The sequence below is a fragment of the Blastococcus colisei genome (genome assembly GCF_006717095.1).
Lineage (GTDB): Bacteria > Actinomycetota > Actinomycetes > Mycobacteriales > Geodermatophilaceae > Blastococcus_B > Blastococcus_B colisei.
The window spans coordinates 2,003,831-2,020,450 of the sequence record NZ_VFQE01000001.1 but is presented as its reverse complement, the minus strand read 5'-3'; the positions used below and the strand labels follow the sequence as shown (position 1 = coordinate 2,020,450).

16 protein-coding genes are annotated in these 16,620 nt (G+C 72.4%); 5 read left to right on the top strand and 11 right to left on the bottom strand.

The window, feature by feature from the left end; genetic code table 11:
* Window positions 1-102: 102 nt before the first annotated feature.
* The 6 genes from FHU33_RS09600 to FHU33_RS09575 all read right to left on the bottom strand — a co-directional run bounded on the left by FHU33_RS09600 (window position 103) and on the right by FHU33_RS09575 (window position 6,611).
* Complete coding sequence (locus tag FHU33_RS09600) at window positions 103-1,770, bottom strand: catalase (RefSeq protein ID WP_142025154.1); 1,668 nt, start codon at window positions 1,768-1,770, stop codon at window positions 103-105.
* Window positions 1,767-2,240 (bottom strand): Fur family transcriptional regulator, encoded by a 474-nt coding sequence (locus FHU33_RS09595; protein WP_142025153.1) that lies wholly within the window; start codon window positions 2,238-2,240, stop codon window positions 1,767-1,769. The genes FHU33_RS09600 and FHU33_RS09595 overlap by 4 nt, the downstream gene beginning before the upstream one ends.
* 191 nt (window positions 2,241-2,431) lie before the next feature.
* Window positions 2,432-3,355: a non-homologous end-joining DNA ligase gene (gene ligD, locus FHU33_RS09590; protein WP_142025152.1), complete on the bottom strand. Its 924-nt coding sequence runs from the start codon at window positions 3,353-3,355 to the stop codon at window positions 2,432-2,434.
* Window positions 3,352-4,851, bottom strand: a complete 1,500-nt coding sequence (gene ligD, locus FHU33_RS09585) for a non-homologous end-joining DNA ligase (RefSeq protein WP_142025151.1) — start codon at window positions 4,849-4,851, stop codon at window positions 3,352-3,354. Before ligD (FHU33_RS09585) ends, ligD (FHU33_RS09590) begins: the two co-directional genes overlap by 4 nt.
* A 1-nt stretch (window position 4,852) precedes the next feature.
* The gene (gene ku / locus FHU33_RS09580) at window positions 4,853-5,860 is read right to left on the bottom strand and encodes a non-homologous end joining protein Ku (protein ID WP_142025150.1); all 1,008 of its coding nucleotides are present in this window, start codon (window positions 5,858-5,860) and stop codon (window positions 4,853-4,855) included.
* A gap of 172 nt (window positions 5,861-6,032) precedes the next feature.
* The gene (locus FHU33_RS09575) at window positions 6,033-6,611 is read right to left on the bottom strand and encodes a DUF1360 domain-containing protein (protein ID WP_142025149.1); all 579 of its coding nucleotides are present in this window, start codon (window positions 6,609-6,611) and stop codon (window positions 6,033-6,035) included.
* A gap of 193 nt (window positions 6,612-6,804) precedes the next feature.
* On the opposite strand from FHU33_RS09575, the gene FHU33_RS09570 reads away from it, so the two are divergent.
* Window positions 6,805-7,218, top strand: a complete 414-nt coding sequence (locus FHU33_RS09570; protein WP_142025148.1) for a hypothetical protein — start codon at window positions 6,805-6,807, stop codon at window positions 7,216-7,218.
* 249 nt (window positions 7,219-7,467) lie between these two features.
* Window positions 7,468-7,854, top strand: a complete 387-nt coding sequence (locus FHU33_RS09565) for an STAS domain-containing protein (protein WP_142025147.1) — start codon at window positions 7,468-7,470, stop codon at window positions 7,852-7,854.
* A gap of 91 nt (window positions 7,855-7,945) precedes the next feature.
* On the opposite strand, the gene FHU33_RS09560 is transcribed toward FHU33_RS09565, so the two are convergent.
* Entirely contained in the window at window positions 7,946-8,953 is a 1,008-nt protein-coding gene (locus tag FHU33_RS09560; protein ID WP_170182380.1) for a DNA topoisomerase IB, read from the bottom strand.
* A gap of 69 nt (window positions 8,954-9,022) precedes the next feature.
* A complete protein-coding gene (locus tag FHU33_RS09555) occupies window positions 9,023-10,882 on the bottom strand; it encodes a SpoIIE family protein phosphatase (RefSeq protein ID WP_246063458.1) in 1,860 nt (619 codons plus the stop codon).
* Window positions 10,883-11,109: 227 nt separating this feature from the next.
* Here FHU33_RS09555 and FHU33_RS09550 point away from each other — a divergent pair, with 227 nt between their 5' ends.
* Window positions 11,110-11,607 (top strand): ATP-binding protein, encoded by a 498-nt coding sequence (locus FHU33_RS09550; RefSeq protein WP_142025146.1) that lies wholly within the window; start codon window positions 11,110-11,112, stop codon window positions 11,605-11,607.
* A complete protein-coding gene (locus tag FHU33_RS09545; protein WP_142025145.1) occupies window positions 11,604-12,581 on the top strand; it encodes an RNA polymerase sigma factor SigF in 978 nt (325 codons plus the stop codon). Before FHU33_RS09550 ends, FHU33_RS09545 begins: the two co-directional genes overlap by 4 nt.
* Window positions 12,582-12,656: 75 nt before the next feature.
* On the opposite strand, the gene FHU33_RS09540 is transcribed toward FHU33_RS09545, so the two are convergent.
* Both FHU33_RS09540 and FHU33_RS09535 read right to left on the bottom strand, forming a co-directional pair.
* Window positions 12,657-13,889 (bottom strand): SPFH domain-containing protein, encoded by a 1,233-nt coding sequence (locus FHU33_RS09540; RefSeq protein ID WP_246063454.1) that lies wholly within the window; start codon window positions 13,887-13,889, stop codon window positions 12,657-12,659.
* A 77-nt stretch (window positions 13,890-13,966) separates the two neighbouring features.
* A complete protein-coding gene (locus FHU33_RS09535; protein ID WP_142025144.1) occupies window positions 13,967-14,404 on the bottom strand; it encodes an NfeD family protein in 438 nt (145 codons plus the stop codon).
* A gap of 128 nt (window positions 14,405-14,532) precedes the next feature.
* Between FHU33_RS09535 and FHU33_RS09530 the strand changes: the two genes are divergently transcribed.
* Window positions 14,533-15,267 (top strand): hypothetical protein, encoded by a 735-nt coding sequence (locus FHU33_RS09530; protein ID WP_142025143.1) that lies wholly within the window; start codon window positions 14,533-14,535, stop codon window positions 15,265-15,267.
* 203 nt (window positions 15,268-15,470) lie between these two features.
* Here the strand turns inward: FHU33_RS09530 and FHU33_RS09525 are convergent, their stop codons facing one another.
* Window positions 15,471-16,610, bottom strand: coding sequence for a ferrochelatase (locus FHU33_RS09525; protein ID WP_142025142.1), 1,140 nt, complete (start codon window positions 16,608-16,610; stop codon window positions 15,471-15,473).
* Window positions 16,611-16,620: the final 10 nt, after the last annotated feature.

The following is a 16,620-nucleotide window of genomic DNA, read 5'->3' as shown; positions in this document are numbered from 1 at the left end:
CCTGCGCGGACCCCTCCGGGGCCCACTCGGGACGACAGGACACCGAGCGGGCCGCGGCCGGAGTTCCGGTCGCGGCCCGCCTGGCGTGCTGCGTGCTGTCGGTCAGCCGCCGACGACGACGTGCTCGTTGGGCACGCAGTGCGTCATGACCAGGCCCTCGACGTTGCGGGGACCGTTCTTCCCGAGGTTGGCGGCGCGCTGCTGCTCTTCCTCGGTGAGGGTCTGCGTCTGCAGCGGGGGCAGGCCACGGACGTCGTCCGCGGTGATGCCGATGCCCTCGCCGACCCGCTGGCCCAGCTCGTCCTCGCACATGAAGAAGTGCCAGACCATCCGCTCCTGGATCTCGCGGCGGCACTGCTCCAGCGCCCCGACCAGGTTGGCGACCAGGTCGTCCTTCTCCCACTGCTCGCTGAGCAGGTACCGCTCACCGGCCTGCTTGTAGTCGTTGGTGCGCGGGATCCGCTTGCGGGTGAGCCGGCCGTTGACGACCGGGCCCTGCTCGTCGTGCGTGGGGTACTCGGCCTCACGCAGGCCGCCGGTGATGGACGGCTCGTAGTTGACGTGCGGATTCTGGCCGGGCGCGATGTCGACGCCGTAGGCCATCTGGCCGTCGCGCTGGTTGGTGTGGACCTTCGCGTTCTTGGCCTGGTTCACCGGCAGCTGCAGGTAGTTCGGGCCCACCCGGTAGCGCTGGGTGTCGGAGTAGGAGAACGTCCGGCCGACGAGCATCTTGTCGTCGGAGAAGTCCAGACCGTCGACCAGGACACCGGTGCCGAAGGCGATCTGCTCGTTCTCGGTGAAGAAGTTCTCCGGCATCCGGTTGAGCGTCATCGTGCCGACCTTGCGGAGCGGGAAGATCTCCTCCGGCCACACCTTGGTGTCGTCGAGCGGGTCGAAGTCCAGCTCGGGGTGCTCGTCGTCGCTCATCAGCTGGACGTGCAGCTCCCACTGGGGGTTGTCGCCGCGCTCGATCGCGTCGTAGAGGTCCTTGGTGTGGAAACCGAGGCTGCCGGCCTGGATGGTGGCGGCGTCGGCAGCCGTGAAGGACTTCACGCCCTGCTTCGGCAGCCAGTGGTACTTGACCAGCTGGGTCTCACCCTGGGCGTTGACCCACTTGTAGGTGTTCACGCCGAAGCCCTGCATGTGCCGGTAGCTGGCCGGGATGCCGCGAGGGCTGAGGACCAGCATGATCATGTGCAGCGCCTCGGGCGACTGCGACCAGAAGTCGAAGGCCCGCTCGGCGACGTTGGCCTCGAACGTGACCGGGTCCGGCTTCTGCGAGTGGATGAAGTCGGGGAACTTGATGGCGTCGCGGATGAAGAAGACGCCGAGGTTGTTGCCGACGAGGTCCCAGTTGCCGTCCTCGGTGTAGAACTTGACCGCGAACCCACGGGGGTCGCGGGCCATCTCCGAGGAGTCGCGGCCGCCGGCGACGGTGGAGAAGCGCAGCGCCACGTCCGTCTTCTTGCCCTTCTCCTGGAAGAGCTTGGCGCGGGTGTACCTGCTGATCGGCTCGTCACCCACGGTGCCGTCGGCCTCGAAGACGCCGTAGGCGGTGACGCCACGGGCGTGCACGACCCGCTCGGGGATGCGCTCGCGGTCGAAGTGGCTGATCTTCTCGAGGAACTGGTAGTTCTCCAGGGTGGCGGGGCCACGAGCGCCCACCGTCCGCTGGTTCTGGTTGTCGTAGACCGGGTGGCCCTGACGGTTGGTCAGGACGGCGCGGTCGGCCTCGCTCGGGGCCGGGCCCTGCGATGCGACGTCGGTCATGCGGATGCTCCTCCTCGGATTTCGTGCTCGTCGATCTGCACTGACTCTGCTGCTGCCTCTACCTGACAGTCGCGACACAACCCCCAGAACACGACCTCCGCCTCGTCGACGACGAAACCGGACGCGTCCGAGGGGCTCAGACACGGGGCTGCCCCCACGGCGCAGTCGACATCGGCGACGGCGCCGCAGGAGCGGCAGACCAGGTGGTGGTGGTTGTCGCCCACCCGCAGCTCGAAGAGCGCGGGTGCGCCGGCTGGCTCGATCCGGCGGGCGAGCCCCACGGAGACCAGTGCCTCGAGCACCCCGTAGACCGTCTGCGGAGACAGCGTGGGGTGCTGGGCGCGGGCGCCGGTGACGATGGTGTCGGCATCGGCGTGGGGGTGCGTGGAGAGGACGTCGAGCACCGACAGCCGGGGGCGGGTGACTCGCAGCCCGACCGCACGGAGCTGGTGCGCCCACGTCGTCTCCATGGGGATCCACTCAACCCCGTTGTTTTGATCCAGTCAAGACAACGGCCCAGATCGTCCTCTCCCCACGCCCGGATGATCAGGTTCCCTGGTCATTCCGGGTCCTCCCTCCCCGTCGACGCCGAGGGAGGACCCGTTTCGATCAGGTCTCCTGATCATCGGGGGCCACGCGCGGCGATCGGGCGGACGCCGGATCAGGACTCGGGCAGCGGGGCGCGGGTGGCATTGGCGACGTCGAACAGGTCGCCGTACTCCTCGACCCGCGCCAGGACGTCGTCGGTCGTGAACCGCAGCGTGGCGGGGTCGGCCCCCTCCCGGACGGCGTCCACCTCGTCCCAGCCGATCGGCGTCGACACGGTCGCGCCCGCGCGGGCCCGCAACGAGTAGGGCGCCACGGTGGTCTTCGCCGGGTTGTTCTGGCTCCAGTCGATGAGCACCTTGCCCGGGCGCAGCACCTTCTCCATCCGCCAGACGACGTCGTCGGGGGTCTCCGCCGCCAGTTCCTGCGCGAGCGCCTTGGCGTAGCGGCTCGGGTGCTCGCGGTCGGTCGGGGTGTCGATCGGCGCGTACACCTGCATGCCCTTGGAGCCCGACGTCTTGACCACCGGGTCCAGCCCGTCGGCCTCCAGCCGCTCACCCAGCCGCTCGGCGACGACGCAGCACTCGGCGATGCCGGTCTCCGGGCCCGGGTCGAGGTCGAGCACGAGCAGATCGGGCAGGGCCGGCTGCCCGTCGTCGTCCACCCGCCACTGCGGCACGTGCACCTCGAGCGCGGCGAGGTTGGCCGCCCAGGCCAGGTCGGCCGTCGACTCGAGGATGACCATGTCGAGGGTCTCCCGCCCCCGGGAGCTGCCGGGGCTCGGGATGGTCACCCGCCGGACCCACTCCGGGGCGTGCCGGGCGCTGTTCTTCTCGAAGAAGGTCTGGCCCTCGACGCCGTCCGGCCAGCGGGTGAACGTCACCGGCCGGCCGGCCACGTGCGGGAGCAGCACGGGCGCGATCCGGACGTAGTAGTCGATCACCTGCGCCTTGGTGAACGACACCTCGGGGAACAGCACCTTCTCGAGGTTGGACACCTGCAGCGTCCGCCCGTCGATCTCCACCCGTTGGCGCTTCACGACTCGACCACCACGTCGTCGGGTTCGAGGTCGTCGCGCACGCCTTTCCACGACGGGTGCCGCAGCCTGCCTTCCGCCGTCCACACGGCGTACGCGACCTCGCCCACCAGGTCGGGCTCGACCCAGTGCGCGTCCCGGGTGACCTCGCGCGGGAGGGTGCCGGAGAACGGCGACGTCGTCCGGGGCGTGAACATCCGCTCGAGGTCGCGCAGGTCCTGGTCGGTGAAGCCGGTGCCGACGTGCCCGGCGTAGACCAGCCGTCCCTCGTCGTCGGGTACCCCGAACAGCAGCGACCCCACTCCCCCGGCCCGCCGTCCCTGGCCCGGCCGCCAGCCGCCGACGACCACGGACTGGGTCCGCACGTTCTTGATCTTTCGCCACTCGGGGCTGCGCACCCCGGGTCGGTACGGCGAGTCCAGCCGCTTGGCGACGACGCCCTCGAGTCCGTTCTCCTGGCTGGCCGCGTGCACGCCCGCCCCGCCGCCACGGAACCACGGCGTCGCGACCCAGCGGTGGCCGGCCAGGCCGAGGGTGTCCAGCCGCTCCCGCCGATCGGCGTAGGGCAGGCCGGTGAGGTCCTCCCCGTCCCACGCCAGCAGGTCGAAGACCAGGAAGGTCACCGGCTTGGCCGCGGCCAGCCGGGGCACCTCCGGCCCGGTGCGGTGCATCCGGTTCTGCAGCGCGCCGAAGTCGGGGCGGCCCCGCTCGTCCATGGCCACGATCTCCCCGTCGACCACGGCGTCGTGCCCCGCGAGCGCGGTGGGCAGTTTCGCCACCTCGGGGTAGCGCACCGTGATGTCGGTGCCCTTGCGCGACGTGAGGCCGAGGACGCCGCCGTGCACCGCGGCCACCGCCCGGACGCCGTCCCACTTGAACTCGTAGCCCCACGCCGCGTCCTCGCCCTCCGGCGGCAGCCCCCCGGTGGTGGCCAGCATCGGCAGGGGGACCACGGGTGCCGCCGGAGGCGCGGAGGCCGGTTGGGTGGCGTCGAGCTTGCGGATGTTCCAGGCGCCGTCGCCGACCGGGAACATGGCGTACCGCCCCGCGAGCCGGCGGCCGTCGAAGGTGACGATGATGTGCCGCTCGTCCCACTTCTCGGTCGCGTACCGGCCGGCGTCCCAGATGGTCACGTGCCCGCCGCCGTACTCGCCTGCGGCGATGGTCCCGGCGAACGACGCGTACTCCAGCGGGTGGTCCTCCGTGGGGACGGCGAGCCGGCTGGGGCCCTGCTCGGTGGGCGGCCCCTTCGGCACCGCCCAGCTCTTCAGGACGCCGTCGCGCTCGAGCCGCAGGTCCCAGTGCACCCGGTCGCCCGTCCTTGGGTGGGCGGGATCTCCACGCGATGTGTGGTGCTCCTGGACGACGAAGGTGTCGTCGTTGCCCGCCGGCAGCGCGCTCCCCACGGGTGGGACGGGCTCGGCCGTCCGCGCCGGGTCGCGCTTGGCGCGGTACTCGGCGAGCGGGTCCGGCTCTCGCCCGCGCGGGCGCGCGGGCACGTCAGGCGCTGCGGCGGGCGCGCTTGGCCGGCGGCTTGTCCGCCGTCTTCTTGGCCGCCGGCTTCTCGTCTCCGGCCTTCTTCTGCGCCGCGGTGGTCTTCTTCGCCGCCGGTGCCGCCTTCTTGGCGGGGGCCTTCTTCGCCGGGGCGGCCGCCTTCTTCGCCGGCGTGCGCTTCGCGGGTGCCTTCGCGGCCGGGGCCTCGTCGGCCGACCCGTCCGCGTCGTCGGCCGCGGCGCCGCCACGGGCCCGTTCGACACTGCGGCGCAGGGCGCTCATCAGGTCCACGACCGCGCCGCCGGTGTCCTCGACCTCGGGCACCTGCGCGACCTCGCCGCCGCTCTGCTTCGCCTCCAGCAGCGCCGTCATGGCCTCGCGGTAGTCGTCGGTGAACTCACCGGGCTCGAACTCGCCCGTCATCGAGCCGATCAGCGCCTCGGCCATCTTCAGCTCCTGCGGCCGGACGCTGATGTCCTCGTCGAGGAAGCCGAAGTCGGGACGGCGGATCTCGTCGGGCCAGCGCATCGTGTGCAGCACCAGGACGCCGTCGCGGACCCGGAGCGCGGCGAGGGATTCCCGCTGCCGGATGGCGATCTTGGTGATGGCGACCTGCCCGGCGTTCTCCAGTGCGTCGCGCAGCAGCACGTACGGGCGGGCCGCGGGGCCGTCGGGCTCCAGGTAGTACGTCTTCTCGAACATGATCGGGTCGATCTCGTCCTGGGCCACGAACTGCAGGACCTCGATCTCGCGCCGGGTGCTCAACGGCAGGTCGTCGAAGTCCTCGTCGGTGAGGATGACGACCTGGCCGTCGGGCAGCTCGTAACCCTTCGCGATGTCGCTGTACTCGACCTCTTCGCCGTCGATCGAGCAGACGCGCTTGTACTTGACCCGGCCGCCGTCGGCCGCGTGGACCTGGTGGAACCGGATGTCCTTGTCCTCGGTCGCCGAGTACAGCTTCACGCCGATGCTGACGAGGCCGAACGACACGGCCCCGCGCCAGATCGATCGCATGCTGAGCCCCTTACGCGTACGGGCCCGACCGCCGGTCGCGCCCCGTGAGAACCCGGGAGCGGGTCAAGATCGCAGGATAGGTCCGAGCCCGCCTCCGCGGCAGGTCGACCGTCGCGCGGGCGCCCCCGGACGGGCGAACACCCCCTCGCCCCCCTCACCCTGCGGCGGGCCCCTACGAGGGAGCCTGGTCGACGCCTTCGGTCTGCGGCGCCAGGCCGCCGTTCTGGATCGAGTCGTAGACGAACTGGAGGACGTCCGAACCCGCCACCATCGTCATCGTCAGCGCCGCCAGCCGGGTGGCCTTGGGCGCGGTGACGTAGCCGAACACGAAGCCGGTGCCCACCCACTGCGCCAGGCAGAAGGGGCAGGTGAGGAGCTCGCCGACGGCGTGCTTCGCCCCCCCGTGCTCGCGCACCTCCTCGGCGACCTCGGCGTGGCCCGAGGGCCCCTCGAACCGGACGAACGGTGCCCGCAGCGGCGCGGTGACCGGGTCCTTGGCCATCCGGCGGGCCAGCCGGAAGGTGGCCACCGTCAGCAGGAAGGCGTCACCGACCGGTATGCGCTCGGGCAGCTCGCGGCCCGATGCCCGCACGGCGGCGGCCGCGGCCGAGACCAGCCCCACGTACACGCCCATCGCACCGAGGTCACCGGCCAGCGGACGCTCCTCGCCGTTGGTGTACTCCCGCTTCTGCGTGCGGGCCCACCGACGGACGGGGGCACCGAGCCGCTGGACCTCGTCTGCGAACGCCATGCGGCCGCGCTACCCCCGCTGCCGCTCGCGCATGCCCCGCCCGGGAGGCGCGCCGTCGCACACCCGCGCATGCCCGGGCAGCCGACGGGTAGGGCGGAGGCAGACGCCGGTCGCCGACCGGCTCCCCGTCCCACCGCGCTGCACCCGTGCAGGGCAGGCCGGTGCGGACCCCGCCGTACGAGGAGGCACAGCGATGACGCAGCCCGAAGGTCAGACCGCCCGCGACATCTTCCCGGAGGACGACGGCATCCCCGAGGTGGCGCAGGACGACTCCCCCACCATGGAGCGCGCCGAGGACCCGGAGTTCGCGCCGATGCCCAGTGAACGAGCCAACTCGACCGTGGACTTCGGGACCACGTCCGTCGAGCAGGCCGACGGCGAGTCCCTCACCGGCCGACTGGAGCGCGAGTTGCCCGACGACGCGCTCGACGTCCGCCCGGCCGAGGACCCCGACCGCGAGGTCGGCCAACTGGAGCAGGACACCTCGACGTCCCCCGTGAGCGACTCCGGCACCAACCGCACGGCCGACGACGTCGAAGCCACCTCGGACGTCTCCGTCGGTGGCGAAGGGCCCGAAGAGGGTGCCATGCACCTCACCGGCGACTGAGCTCCACCAGCAGGCACAGCCCCCTCCCCCGACCCCGCGTCGGGGGCGGGGTTGGCGTGTGCGCGATCCGTTGTCTACGTTGTAATCGCGGTTCAGCAGGCAGCCGCGACGTGCCGGCCGGGAAGATCACCGGCACGCGACATGTTCACCACCTGCGGGATCGGGACGACGAGTCCCGGACCGCACAGCGGTAGATTGTCCGAGCGGTCATCGCCGCCGGGGAAATGCCGCCGAGAGGAGCCACTGTCCGTGACCACTTCTGACTTGCCCGCCGAGGGGCAGCCCGAGGGCACCGAGGCACCCTTCGACGACGTGATCACGCTCTCCACCTCCACCAGTGAGGACGGCGTGGTGACGGTGACGGTCGTCGGCGAGGTGGACACGTTCACCGCACCGGTCCTGCGTTCCACCCTGGACAGCCAGCTCGAGCAGCAGCCGCGCGAGCTCGTCATCGACCTCTCCGGTGTCCAGTTCCTCGGCTCCGCCGGACTCGCCGTCCTCGTCGAGACGCAGAAGTCCTCCCGCGCCCGCGAGGTCGCCCTGCGACTGATCGCAACCACGCGCGCCGTCACCCGTCCGCTCGAGGTGACCGGTCTGATCGACCTCTTCACGATCGCCGACAGCACCGCACGCTGAGCACCCGCGCCGCCCCCGGCGCACGAACGACCGAGGCCTCGCCGGTTGCCGGCGGGGCCTTCGTCGTTCGAGCCGCCGGGGCGCTGCCTCGTCAGGCCGACAGCAGCTCGCAGACGGCGGCCTCGAGCACCTTCTGGGTGTCGCGGTCCGCTTGCGCTTCGTCGGCCTCGCGGAGGGCGTGGGCGACGGTCTCGCCGTTCTCGAACCGGTCGACCACCCGCGGGTCGACGTAGCTGGCCTTGCAGACCGCCGGCGTGTTGCCCAGCTGCTCGCTGACCTGCTTGTAGGCGGCGCTGATGACCTTCTTGCGGGCGGTCCTGCTGGCCGGCGGCATAACCTCGGCCAGAGCCGCGGCCATGAGCACCGTCGCCGTCCACGTGCGGAAGTCCTTGGCCGTGATCTCCGCGCCGCTGATCTCCTTGAGGTAGGCGTTGATCTCGGCGCTGGTCACGTCGCGCCACTCGCCGTCCTCGGTCTCGTAGGCCAGAAGGTCCTCCCCGGCGTCCCCCGGCCGCTCCAGGAGCTGCCGGACGACGGTGGCGGTCGGCCGGTCGGTGATCTCGACCTCGCGCTCGGTGCCGCCCTTGGCGGTGTAGGAGTAGAAGGTCCGCTCGCCGCGCACCGAGACGTGGCCGCGCTTGAGCGTCGCCAGGCCGTAGGTGCCGTTCTCCTCCTCGTACTGCTCACTGCCCACACGGAACGCCCCGAGGTCGAGCATCCGGATGGCGGTGGCGAGCACCCGGTCGCGGTTCAGGCCGCGCGTCCGAAGCCCGGCCTGGACCGCGTCCCGGACGTCGGGGAGCTCACGGGCGATCTCCAGGACCCGCTCGTGCTTCTCCGCGTCGCGCCGGGTCCGCCACTGGTCGTGGTAGCGGTACTGACGGCGGCCGGCGGCGTCGACACCGGTGGCCTGGATGTGACCGTTGGGCCACGGGCAGATCCAGACGTCCTTCCAGGCCGGCGGGATGGCCAGGCCACGGATGCGGTCGAGCCGGTCGTCGCGGATGAGGCTGCCGTCGACGTCGTAGTAGGCGAAACCACGTCCGGCTCTGCGACGCCGGTAACCGGGACCGTTCACGTCGCTGCGCCGAAGTCTCACGACCGGAGGATGTGCACCGGGACAGTTCCTCAAACCGGGCGCGGACCGTCTGTCCCCTGACCAGGCGGGTCAGCGGAGGTCGACCAGGCCGCCGAGACCACTGATCTCCAGGACGTGCCGGGTGATCCCGCCGTCGGGGGCGTGCACCACCAGGCGCCACCCCTCGTCGCCACCGATGCGGGCGACGGCGAGGACCACGCGCACGGCCGCGCTGCTGAACAGCGACACCCCGACGAGGTCGAGCTCGACCCGGCCGGTACCGCCGTGACTCGCCTCCAGCAGCCGGATCCGCATCTGCTCGGCGCCGAAGTCGTCGACCGCGCCGCTCACCCGGACCACCGGCCGCGGGCCCGCTCGGTCCACCGTCACGGTGGCCGAACTGGACGCGGACGGCCGGTCCTCGTCGGTCTCCGGGCTGCGCCGGAGCCGCAGGCTCAGGGTGACCGTCGTCCCCTTCGCCTCCTCCTCGAGGACGACGCGGTCGACGAGCTGTCGCATGATCAGCAGACCGCGTCCCCGGTCGCCGGGATCCCGGTCGGGCGGCCGCCAGGTGCCCTCGTCCCGCACGGTCACCGTCAGGACGCCGTCCACGTCCACGCGGGCGGTCACCGACATCGGCCCCGGCTCGGAGCCGCGGTAGGCGTGCTCGGCGGCATTGGCGCAGGCCTCCCCCACGGCGACCATGACACCGACCCGGTCCTGCTCGCCCATGCCGAGAGCGGTCAGCCAACTGCCGAGGCGCCGCCGCACTCCGGGGAGGGCGGCCGGGTCGGCCGTCAGGTCCATCTGCAGCGGTTCCTGGGCGTCGTCGCGGCGGTGGGCGACCAGCACGGCCACGTCGTCCAGCCAGCCCTCGGGGCTGCGCACACCCTCGGCGATCGCCGCCGCGGGCTCTGCCGGCCCCTCGCTCTCCAGCGCTCCTGGGGTCGCGAGCACCCCGGCCGCGACCTCGGCCAGCCGGTCGAGGGGTTGGGAGGCCTCCGGTGCGGGGCCGGCGACGGCCCCGTTCGAGAAGAGGACCAGGGTCGCGCCCTGCTCCAGCACGTGCTGGGCGACGGTGGTCGCAACTCCGGGCAGGCTGCCCAGCGGCGGCCGTGTCGGGACGGGCAGGAACCTCGTCGTCCCGTCCGGGCCGACGACCAACGGCGGCGGGTGCCCGGCAGCGGCATACGCGAAGTCACCGGTGCCGGCGTCGAGCACGCCGTAGAAGACCGAGGCGCCCTCGACGTCCTCCATCTGCGCGGCGAAGGCGTCCAGGGCGGCGAGGACGGCGGCCGGCGAGGGATCGCGCAGCGCCGACGAGCGCATGGCGCCGCGCAGCCGGCTCATCGCACCGGCTGCAGGCACCCCGTGGCCGACGGCGTCACCGACGACGAGCGCCACCCGGCCGGAGCCGAGCGCCACCGTGTCGAACCAGTCGCCGCCCGCGTGCTCCTCCACCGAGGCGCGGTGATAGCTGCCGGAGAGGTGGAGGTCCGGGAGCAGCGGCAGGGACGGCGGGAGCAGGGAGAGCTGTGCCTGCTCCACTCCGTCGGCCGGCGGACTTGGCCACAGCGAGGTGTCGGTGGCGGCGTCCTGCGGCTCCACGACCAGGAGCGCCCCCGGTCCGTCGTGCACCCGCAGCGGGCGCACCATCACCGTCGTCGCCGGACCCCCGGCGCCCAGGGGGCCACAGATCGTCTGCGGCCGCCCGGTCCGCAGCACCTTCTCCAGGAGTTCGGCGACCGGCGTCCCGTCGACGACGGGCAGTCGGTCCCGTCCCGTGCCGAGGTCCCGTGCCCGTGCGTTGGCCCAGACGGGCTCGGTGGTCGCCGCGCCGAGGACGTAGATCGCCGCCGGCGCGGACTCCATCGCCGCGACCAGCACAGCGACCCCCTCGCCCCCGGTCTGGCCAGGGAGGGGTGGCGGACTGCCGGGGCTCGAGGTCATCTCGGATGAGCCAATACCAGCCTGTCGGGCCCGGCAACCGCGACGACGCCTACCGTGGAGCCGTGGAAACCACCACGTTTCGATCGCCGCCCGGGAGGGGTACGACGCTTTGGTTGGGCGCAGGCCGTCATGTCCGGATGCGCCGTCGAGGCCCGAAACGGGATTCGGCAGGATGGATCGCCGCGACCCGATGGACGGGTGGCCGGCAACGAAGGAGCGGACGACGGATGGTCGACTCGAGGGGTGCCCTCGCGCAGGACGGGCGACGCGTGGAGCGACTGGAGCTGCGGGTGCCCACCACGGCCACCCAGCTGCCGGCGGTGCGCGCGATGGCCGGTGACCTCGCGATCCGGATGGACTACGACCTCGATGCGGTCGAGGATCTCCGCCTCGCCGTCGACGAGGCGTGCGCGACCCTCAGCCAGATCGGTGCCGCCGACTCGCCCCTCACGGTCATCTTCGAGACCACGCGGGCGGGGCTGCACATCGAGGCGTGGGTGCCCACCGCCGAGGGTGTGGAGGTTCCCCGCGACGGCTTCGGCTGGGCGATCCTGGCGACACTCGTCGACGGCGTCGACGCCCGGCGCTCGACCCAGGACGCGGTCCCCGGGGGCGACGGAAGCCCGACCCCCGTCGGCGTGATCGCCATGGACAAGTACCTGCCGGGCCAGCATCCGGGCGAGCTGGGAAGCGGAGCCGACCAAGACCTCTCGGTCGCCCAGTGAGCCGGTCGCCCTCGACCGACGACATCCCCGTCGTGGAGGTTCCACTGCCCGACCAGAGGTCCGAGGCCCCGATCCCCGCCGGCGAGCCTGCCCTCCGGGAGGACGAGGTCGCGGTGGCGACCGGGCCGGCCGACCCGGATGCAGCCCCCCGTCCGCGCCCGGAGACCGACGTCGCCGCTGCCGAACCCACGCCGGACGCTCCCCCGCTGTCGGACAACCGCCGCCGGGCCGAGCGGACCGCGCCGCTCTTCGCCGAACTGGCGACGCTGGAGAAGGACGACCCCCGGCGTGAGCGGCTGCGCGAGATCCTCGTCGAGGAGCACCTGCCCCTCGTGCGGCACTTCGCCCGTCGGTTCAGCAACCGCGGAGAGCCGTTCGACGACCTGCTGCAGGTGGGCACGCTCGGGTTGATCGCCGCGATCGACCGGTTCGACCCGACCCGCGGCGTGGAGTTCCTCTCCTTCGCCGTCCCGACGATCACCGGTGAGATCAAGCGGCACTTCCGCGACCAGGGCTGGTCGGTGCGGGTTCCGCGCCGGCTGCAGGAACTGCACCTGTCGCTCAACGCCGCCGTCGGTGAGCTGGCGCAGAAGAACGGCCGGGCACCGACGCCGTCGGAACTGGCCGAGCACCTGGGCATCCCGCGCGCGGAGGTGCTCGAGGGTCTCGCCGTCGCCAACGCCTACCGCAGCAGCTCGCTCGACGAGCGGCTCAGCGGCGAGGACGACTCCCCCACGCTCGCCGCCACCCTCGGCGAGGAGGACGCGGCACTGGAGGGCGTGGAGTACCGCGAGTCGCTGCAGCCGCTGCTGGCCACGATTCCCGCCCGAGAGCGCCGCATCCTGATCCTGCGGTTCTTCGGCAACATGACCCAGTCGCAGATCGCGGCCGACATCGGCATCTCGCAGATGCACGTCTCCCGGCTGCTCAGCCAGACCTTGGCCAAGCTCCGCGAAGGCCTGCTCAAGGACTGAAATCTGCACCATTGGACGCCGGTGGCCCAGAACCCTCGACGTTCTGGGCCACCGGCGTCCAACGGACTTGCCTGCCTAGCGCGGAGGCAGCTGCGGCGGGCCGTCGGGGGCGTCCGGGTCGGCGGAGCCGGAGCGGTTGCGCGGGTCGGCCGCCGGCCCGCTGTCCCGGACGTCCTGGGTCACCTGCGACAGGGGCGGCGGGCTCGGCACGGCCGGGGCCGTGTCCGCGATGCTCGACAGCTCGATCTTCGCCTCGGGCTGCTCGGCGGCCGGCGGCAGCTGCGACTCGAACCAGCTGGTGGTGTCCAGTCCGCCGTCCTTCGGACCGGAGCCGCCGTTGCCCTTCGGCACGACGTCCATCCAGGACTTCCCGCCCTCGGCACCGCCGAGGTTGGCCAGCCCCTCCAGCGCCTTGCTGAACTCGCTGGGGACGATCCACATCTTGTTGGCGTCGCCCTGCGCGATCTGCGGGAGCGTCTGCAGGTACTGGTAGGCCAGCAGCCCCTGGTCGGGCTTGCCGTCGTGGATGGCCTGGAAGACCGTCTCGATCGACTTCGCCTGGCCCTGCGCCTGCAGGAACAGCGCGGCGCGTTCACCCTCGGCGCGCAGGATCCGGCTCTGTCGCTCGGCCTCCGCCTCGAGGATCGCCGCCTGCTTGTTCCCCTCCGCCGACAGGATCGCCGCGGCCTTCTGCCCCTCGGCCGTGGTGATGGCCGACTGCCGGGCGCCCTCGGCGGTCAGGATGATGGCGCGCTTGTCACGGTCGGCGCGCATCTGCTTCTCCATCGAGTCCTGGATGGACGGCGGCGGGTCGATGGCCTTGATCTCCACCCGCGCGACCCGCAGGCCCCAGGGGCCGGTGGTGCCGTCGAGGACCGACCGCAGCTGGCTGTTGATGCCGTCGCGACCGGTCAGGGCGCCCTCGAGGTTCAGCCCGCCCACCACGTTGCGCAGGGTGGTCGTGGTCAGCTGCTCCATGCCGGTGATGTAGTTGGCGATGCCGTAGACGGCCAGCCGAGGGTCGGTCACCTGGAAGTAGACGACGGTGTCGATGCCGACCTGCAGGTTGTCGGCGGTGATCACCGGCTGCGGCGGGAAGGAGATGACCTGCTCGCGCAGGTCGATGGTGGCCCGTACCCGGTCGATGAACGGCACGAGGATCGAGAGGCCCGGCGACAGCGTGCGGCTGTACCGGCCCAGCCGCTCGACGACCTTCGCCTGCGCCTGGGGCACGATGGTCACGCTCTTGGCGATCACGACGATCACCAGCAGGGCGACGACGATCAGTGCGATGAGTGCCGCATCCACAGCGGGCTCCCTTCGTCGGGGGTCATGATCGATCCTCCCCCGCGGGACCCGCCCAGGTCAGTACCTCGGGGCCGGCTTCACTCCAGCGCGTCGCCGACGACGGCCGTGGCGCCCTCGACCTGCAGGATGCGGACGGTCGAGCCGACGGCGAACGTCTCGCCGCTGTGCTGGCTCCGGGCGGTCCACTCGTCGGCGCCCATCCGGATCCGCCCCCCGGAGGAGTCGATCTCCTGGCTCACCTTGGCCGTCCGCCCGATGAGCGTGTCGACGCCGTCGAGCTGGAGAGGCGTCCGCTCGGTCAGGTGTCGCTGCGCGATCGGCCGGACGAGGACCAGCAGGATCCCGGAGACGGCGATGAACGCGACGAGCTGCAGCACCGTGGCGCCGCCCAGCAGCGCGACGGTCATGCCGCCCAGGGCTCCGCCGGCGAACATCAGCAGGACCAGGTCGAGGCTGACCACCTCGCCGGCCGCGAACAGGCCCGCGGCGATGAGCCAGAGCAACCACGCAGCCATGCCCGGAGTGTCGCAGAATCGACGCGATTCGTGGGCCTGGTCACGCCGCGTGGCGCTGACCTGCGCCCCTGTGGGTGACACCGTGTCGCCCCCGAGGAGGGACGGCCCGCCCGACGTAGCCTCGCCGGGTGCACGACTTCCCAGCCGGACGGTTCGCGGTCTGGGCCACCGCCTGGCTCACCGGACGCGCCTCCTACGACGAGGCGCTGGACGCGATCCTCGGCGAGAGCGCCCACCGGGTCGCCGGTGTGCCGGGCACGGACGAGGCGGTGCCCCTGGGCCGGGCGCTGACCGAGCTGCGGGGTCTCGGCGAGCGCCGCGTGCGGCTGGTGCTCCCCGTCGCCGGCGACGTCCGCGGACTGCCCCGAGCGCCCGGCCTGGCGCCGCTGGCCCTGGAGTCGGGTCAGGCGGCCGTGGGCGAGCGCCTGGCGCTCGTGCCCGAGGCGCTGGGCCCCGAGGTGGTCCAGTGGACGGCGTTCCCGCTGGACGGCGTACCGCCTCTGCCCCCGGCGCCGGAGGGCAACCTGCGTGCGGTGTCCGGCGCGCTGGACCTCGCCGTCGGCGACACGGCCCGGGCGCTCGCCGGGCTCGACGTGGCGAGGTGGAATCCCGAGGTGCCCGCCCTGCTGGCCGGCTTGTCGAAGGCCCGGGCCCCCGGGCTGCCGCACGACCACGATCCCCTGGCGCTCTCGGTCCTGGGGCGGGCGCAGCGGTTGGCGAAGGTGCTGGATCTCGCGATGGCCGACGCTCCCGGCGCGGCGGTCAACCACGCCCAGGCCGCGGCCCGGGACGACGCCCTGCGTCCGCTGGGCCACGCCGTCCGCGAGGCGACCGAAGCCGCGTTCAACGCCGTTCCGCGGTAGGCCGCACGTCGCTACGTCGTCCGGCATGACAGCGCCGAACCTGACGATGAACCGGGTCATCCACGCCGCCGTCCTGGCTACTACCGCGACATCGCCCCCGTCCGGCGGCGACGACGGCCTGCGCCGATACGCGTATGACGGCGGTCATGCGTCGTGCATAGCCGCAACGATGCGCATAGCGGCGCCTGCAACCTCAGCGCAGATCAGGCGGCGGGGCGGGGCCGAGGCGCAACGAAACAACAGCTGGCGGGGCAGTTGGTGCCCAGGCGCGGGAGGCCTCCGGCGCGGCGCTCCTGCAGCAGCATGCGGATCGACTCGACGAATGCGAGGTGGGTGCCGGCCGTCGCCGCGCGGGCGAACGCCAGCCCCACCTCCTCGGCGGTCTCCTTCGCCTCGTTGTCCAGGTCCCAGATGACCTCGAGGTGGTCGCTGATGAAGCCCACCGGGAAGAGGACGACGGCGGTCTCGCCGCCGGCCGCCAGGGCGCGCAGGTGGTCGTTGACGTCGGGCTCCAGCCACGGCACCGACGGCGGGCCGCTGCGGCTCTGCCAGACCAGGTCGAAGGTCGCCCCCGGTGCCGCCTCGGCGACGACCCGCTCGGCGGCGGCGAGCAGCTCGGCCTCGTAGGCCCCGCCGTCCGGACCGGCGACGGCGGACATGGCATTCGGGATGCTGTGCGCCGTCGCGACCAGGCGGGCGGTGCCCCGCACGGCCTCCGGCAGCGAGGCGAGCGCCGCCGCCAGGGCGTCGGCGTTGGCCTGCACGAAGCCGGGGGTGTCGAAGTAGTGCGGCAGTTTCTCCGCCGTCGGTCCCCCTGGGCGGGTCGGGGAGGTCGTAGCGGCTCGCGCCCGGGCGATGTCCTCGTGGTACTGCCGGCAGCCGGAGAAGGAGGCGTAGGCCGACGTCGCGAAGACGTAGACGTGCTCGATGCCGTCCGCTGCCATCTGCGCCCAGGTGTCCTCGACGTAGGGCGCCCAGTTGCGGTTGCCCCAGTAGACCGGCAGGTCGATGCCGGCCGCCGCGAGCTCCTTCTCGATCGCCGCGATCAGCGCCTTGTTCTGGTCGTTGATCGGGCTGACGCCGCCGAAGTGGTGGTAGTGCTCGGCGACCTCCTCGAGCCGCTCGCGCGGGATGCCCCGGCCGCGGGTGACGTTCTCGAGGAACGGCATGACGTCGTCATGACCCTCGGGGCCGCCGAAGGAGAGCACGAGCAGAGCCTCGCGGCGTCCGGACGGCGCCGGCCCGGTGGACGGCTCGACGCCGCCGTTGTTGCGGACGGCGAGCGAGGGGTCCTCGTCGGGCCGCTGGCCGGCGGGGGTGATGTCGACGGTTGCGCGTGGCACAGCTGTTCTT

What these genes read in the sequence shown, in the direction of transcription:
- FHU33_RS09575 (WP_142025149.1), bottom strand. Translation starts at nt 6,611, where the DNA reads ATGGCGTTCGCAGACGAGGTCCAGCGGCTCGGTGCCCCCGTCCGTCGG.
- FHU33_RS09570 (WP_142025148.1), top strand. Translation starts at nt 6,805, where the DNA reads ATGACGCAGCCCGAAGGTCAGACCGCCCGCGACATCTTCCCGGAGGAC.
- FHU33_RS09555 (WP_246063458.1), bottom strand. Translation starts at nt 10,882, where the DNA reads ATGACCTCGAGCCCCGGCAGTCCGCCACCCCTCCCTGGCCAGACCGGG.
- FHU33_RS09535 (WP_142025144.1), bottom strand. Translation starts at nt 14,404, where the DNA reads ATGGCTGCGTGGTTGCTCTGGCTCATCGCCGCGGGCCTGTTCGCGGCC.
- FHU33_RS09550 (WP_142025146.1), top strand. Translation starts at nt 11,110, where the DNA reads ATGGTCGACTCGAGGGGTGCCCTCGCGCAGGACGGGCGACGCGTGGAG.
- ku (WP_142025150.1), bottom strand. Translation starts at nt 5,860, where the DNA reads ATGCGATCGATCTGGCGCGGGGCCGTGTCGTTCGGCCTCGTCAGCATC.
- FHU33_RS09595 (WP_142025153.1), bottom strand. Translation starts at nt 2,240, where the DNA reads ATGGAGACGACGTGGGCGCACCAGCTCCGTGCGGTCGGGCTGCGAGTC.
- FHU33_RS09600 (WP_142025154.1), bottom strand. Translation starts at nt 1,770, where the DNA reads ATGACCGACGTCGCATCGCAGGGCCCGGCCCCGAGCGAGGCCGACCGC.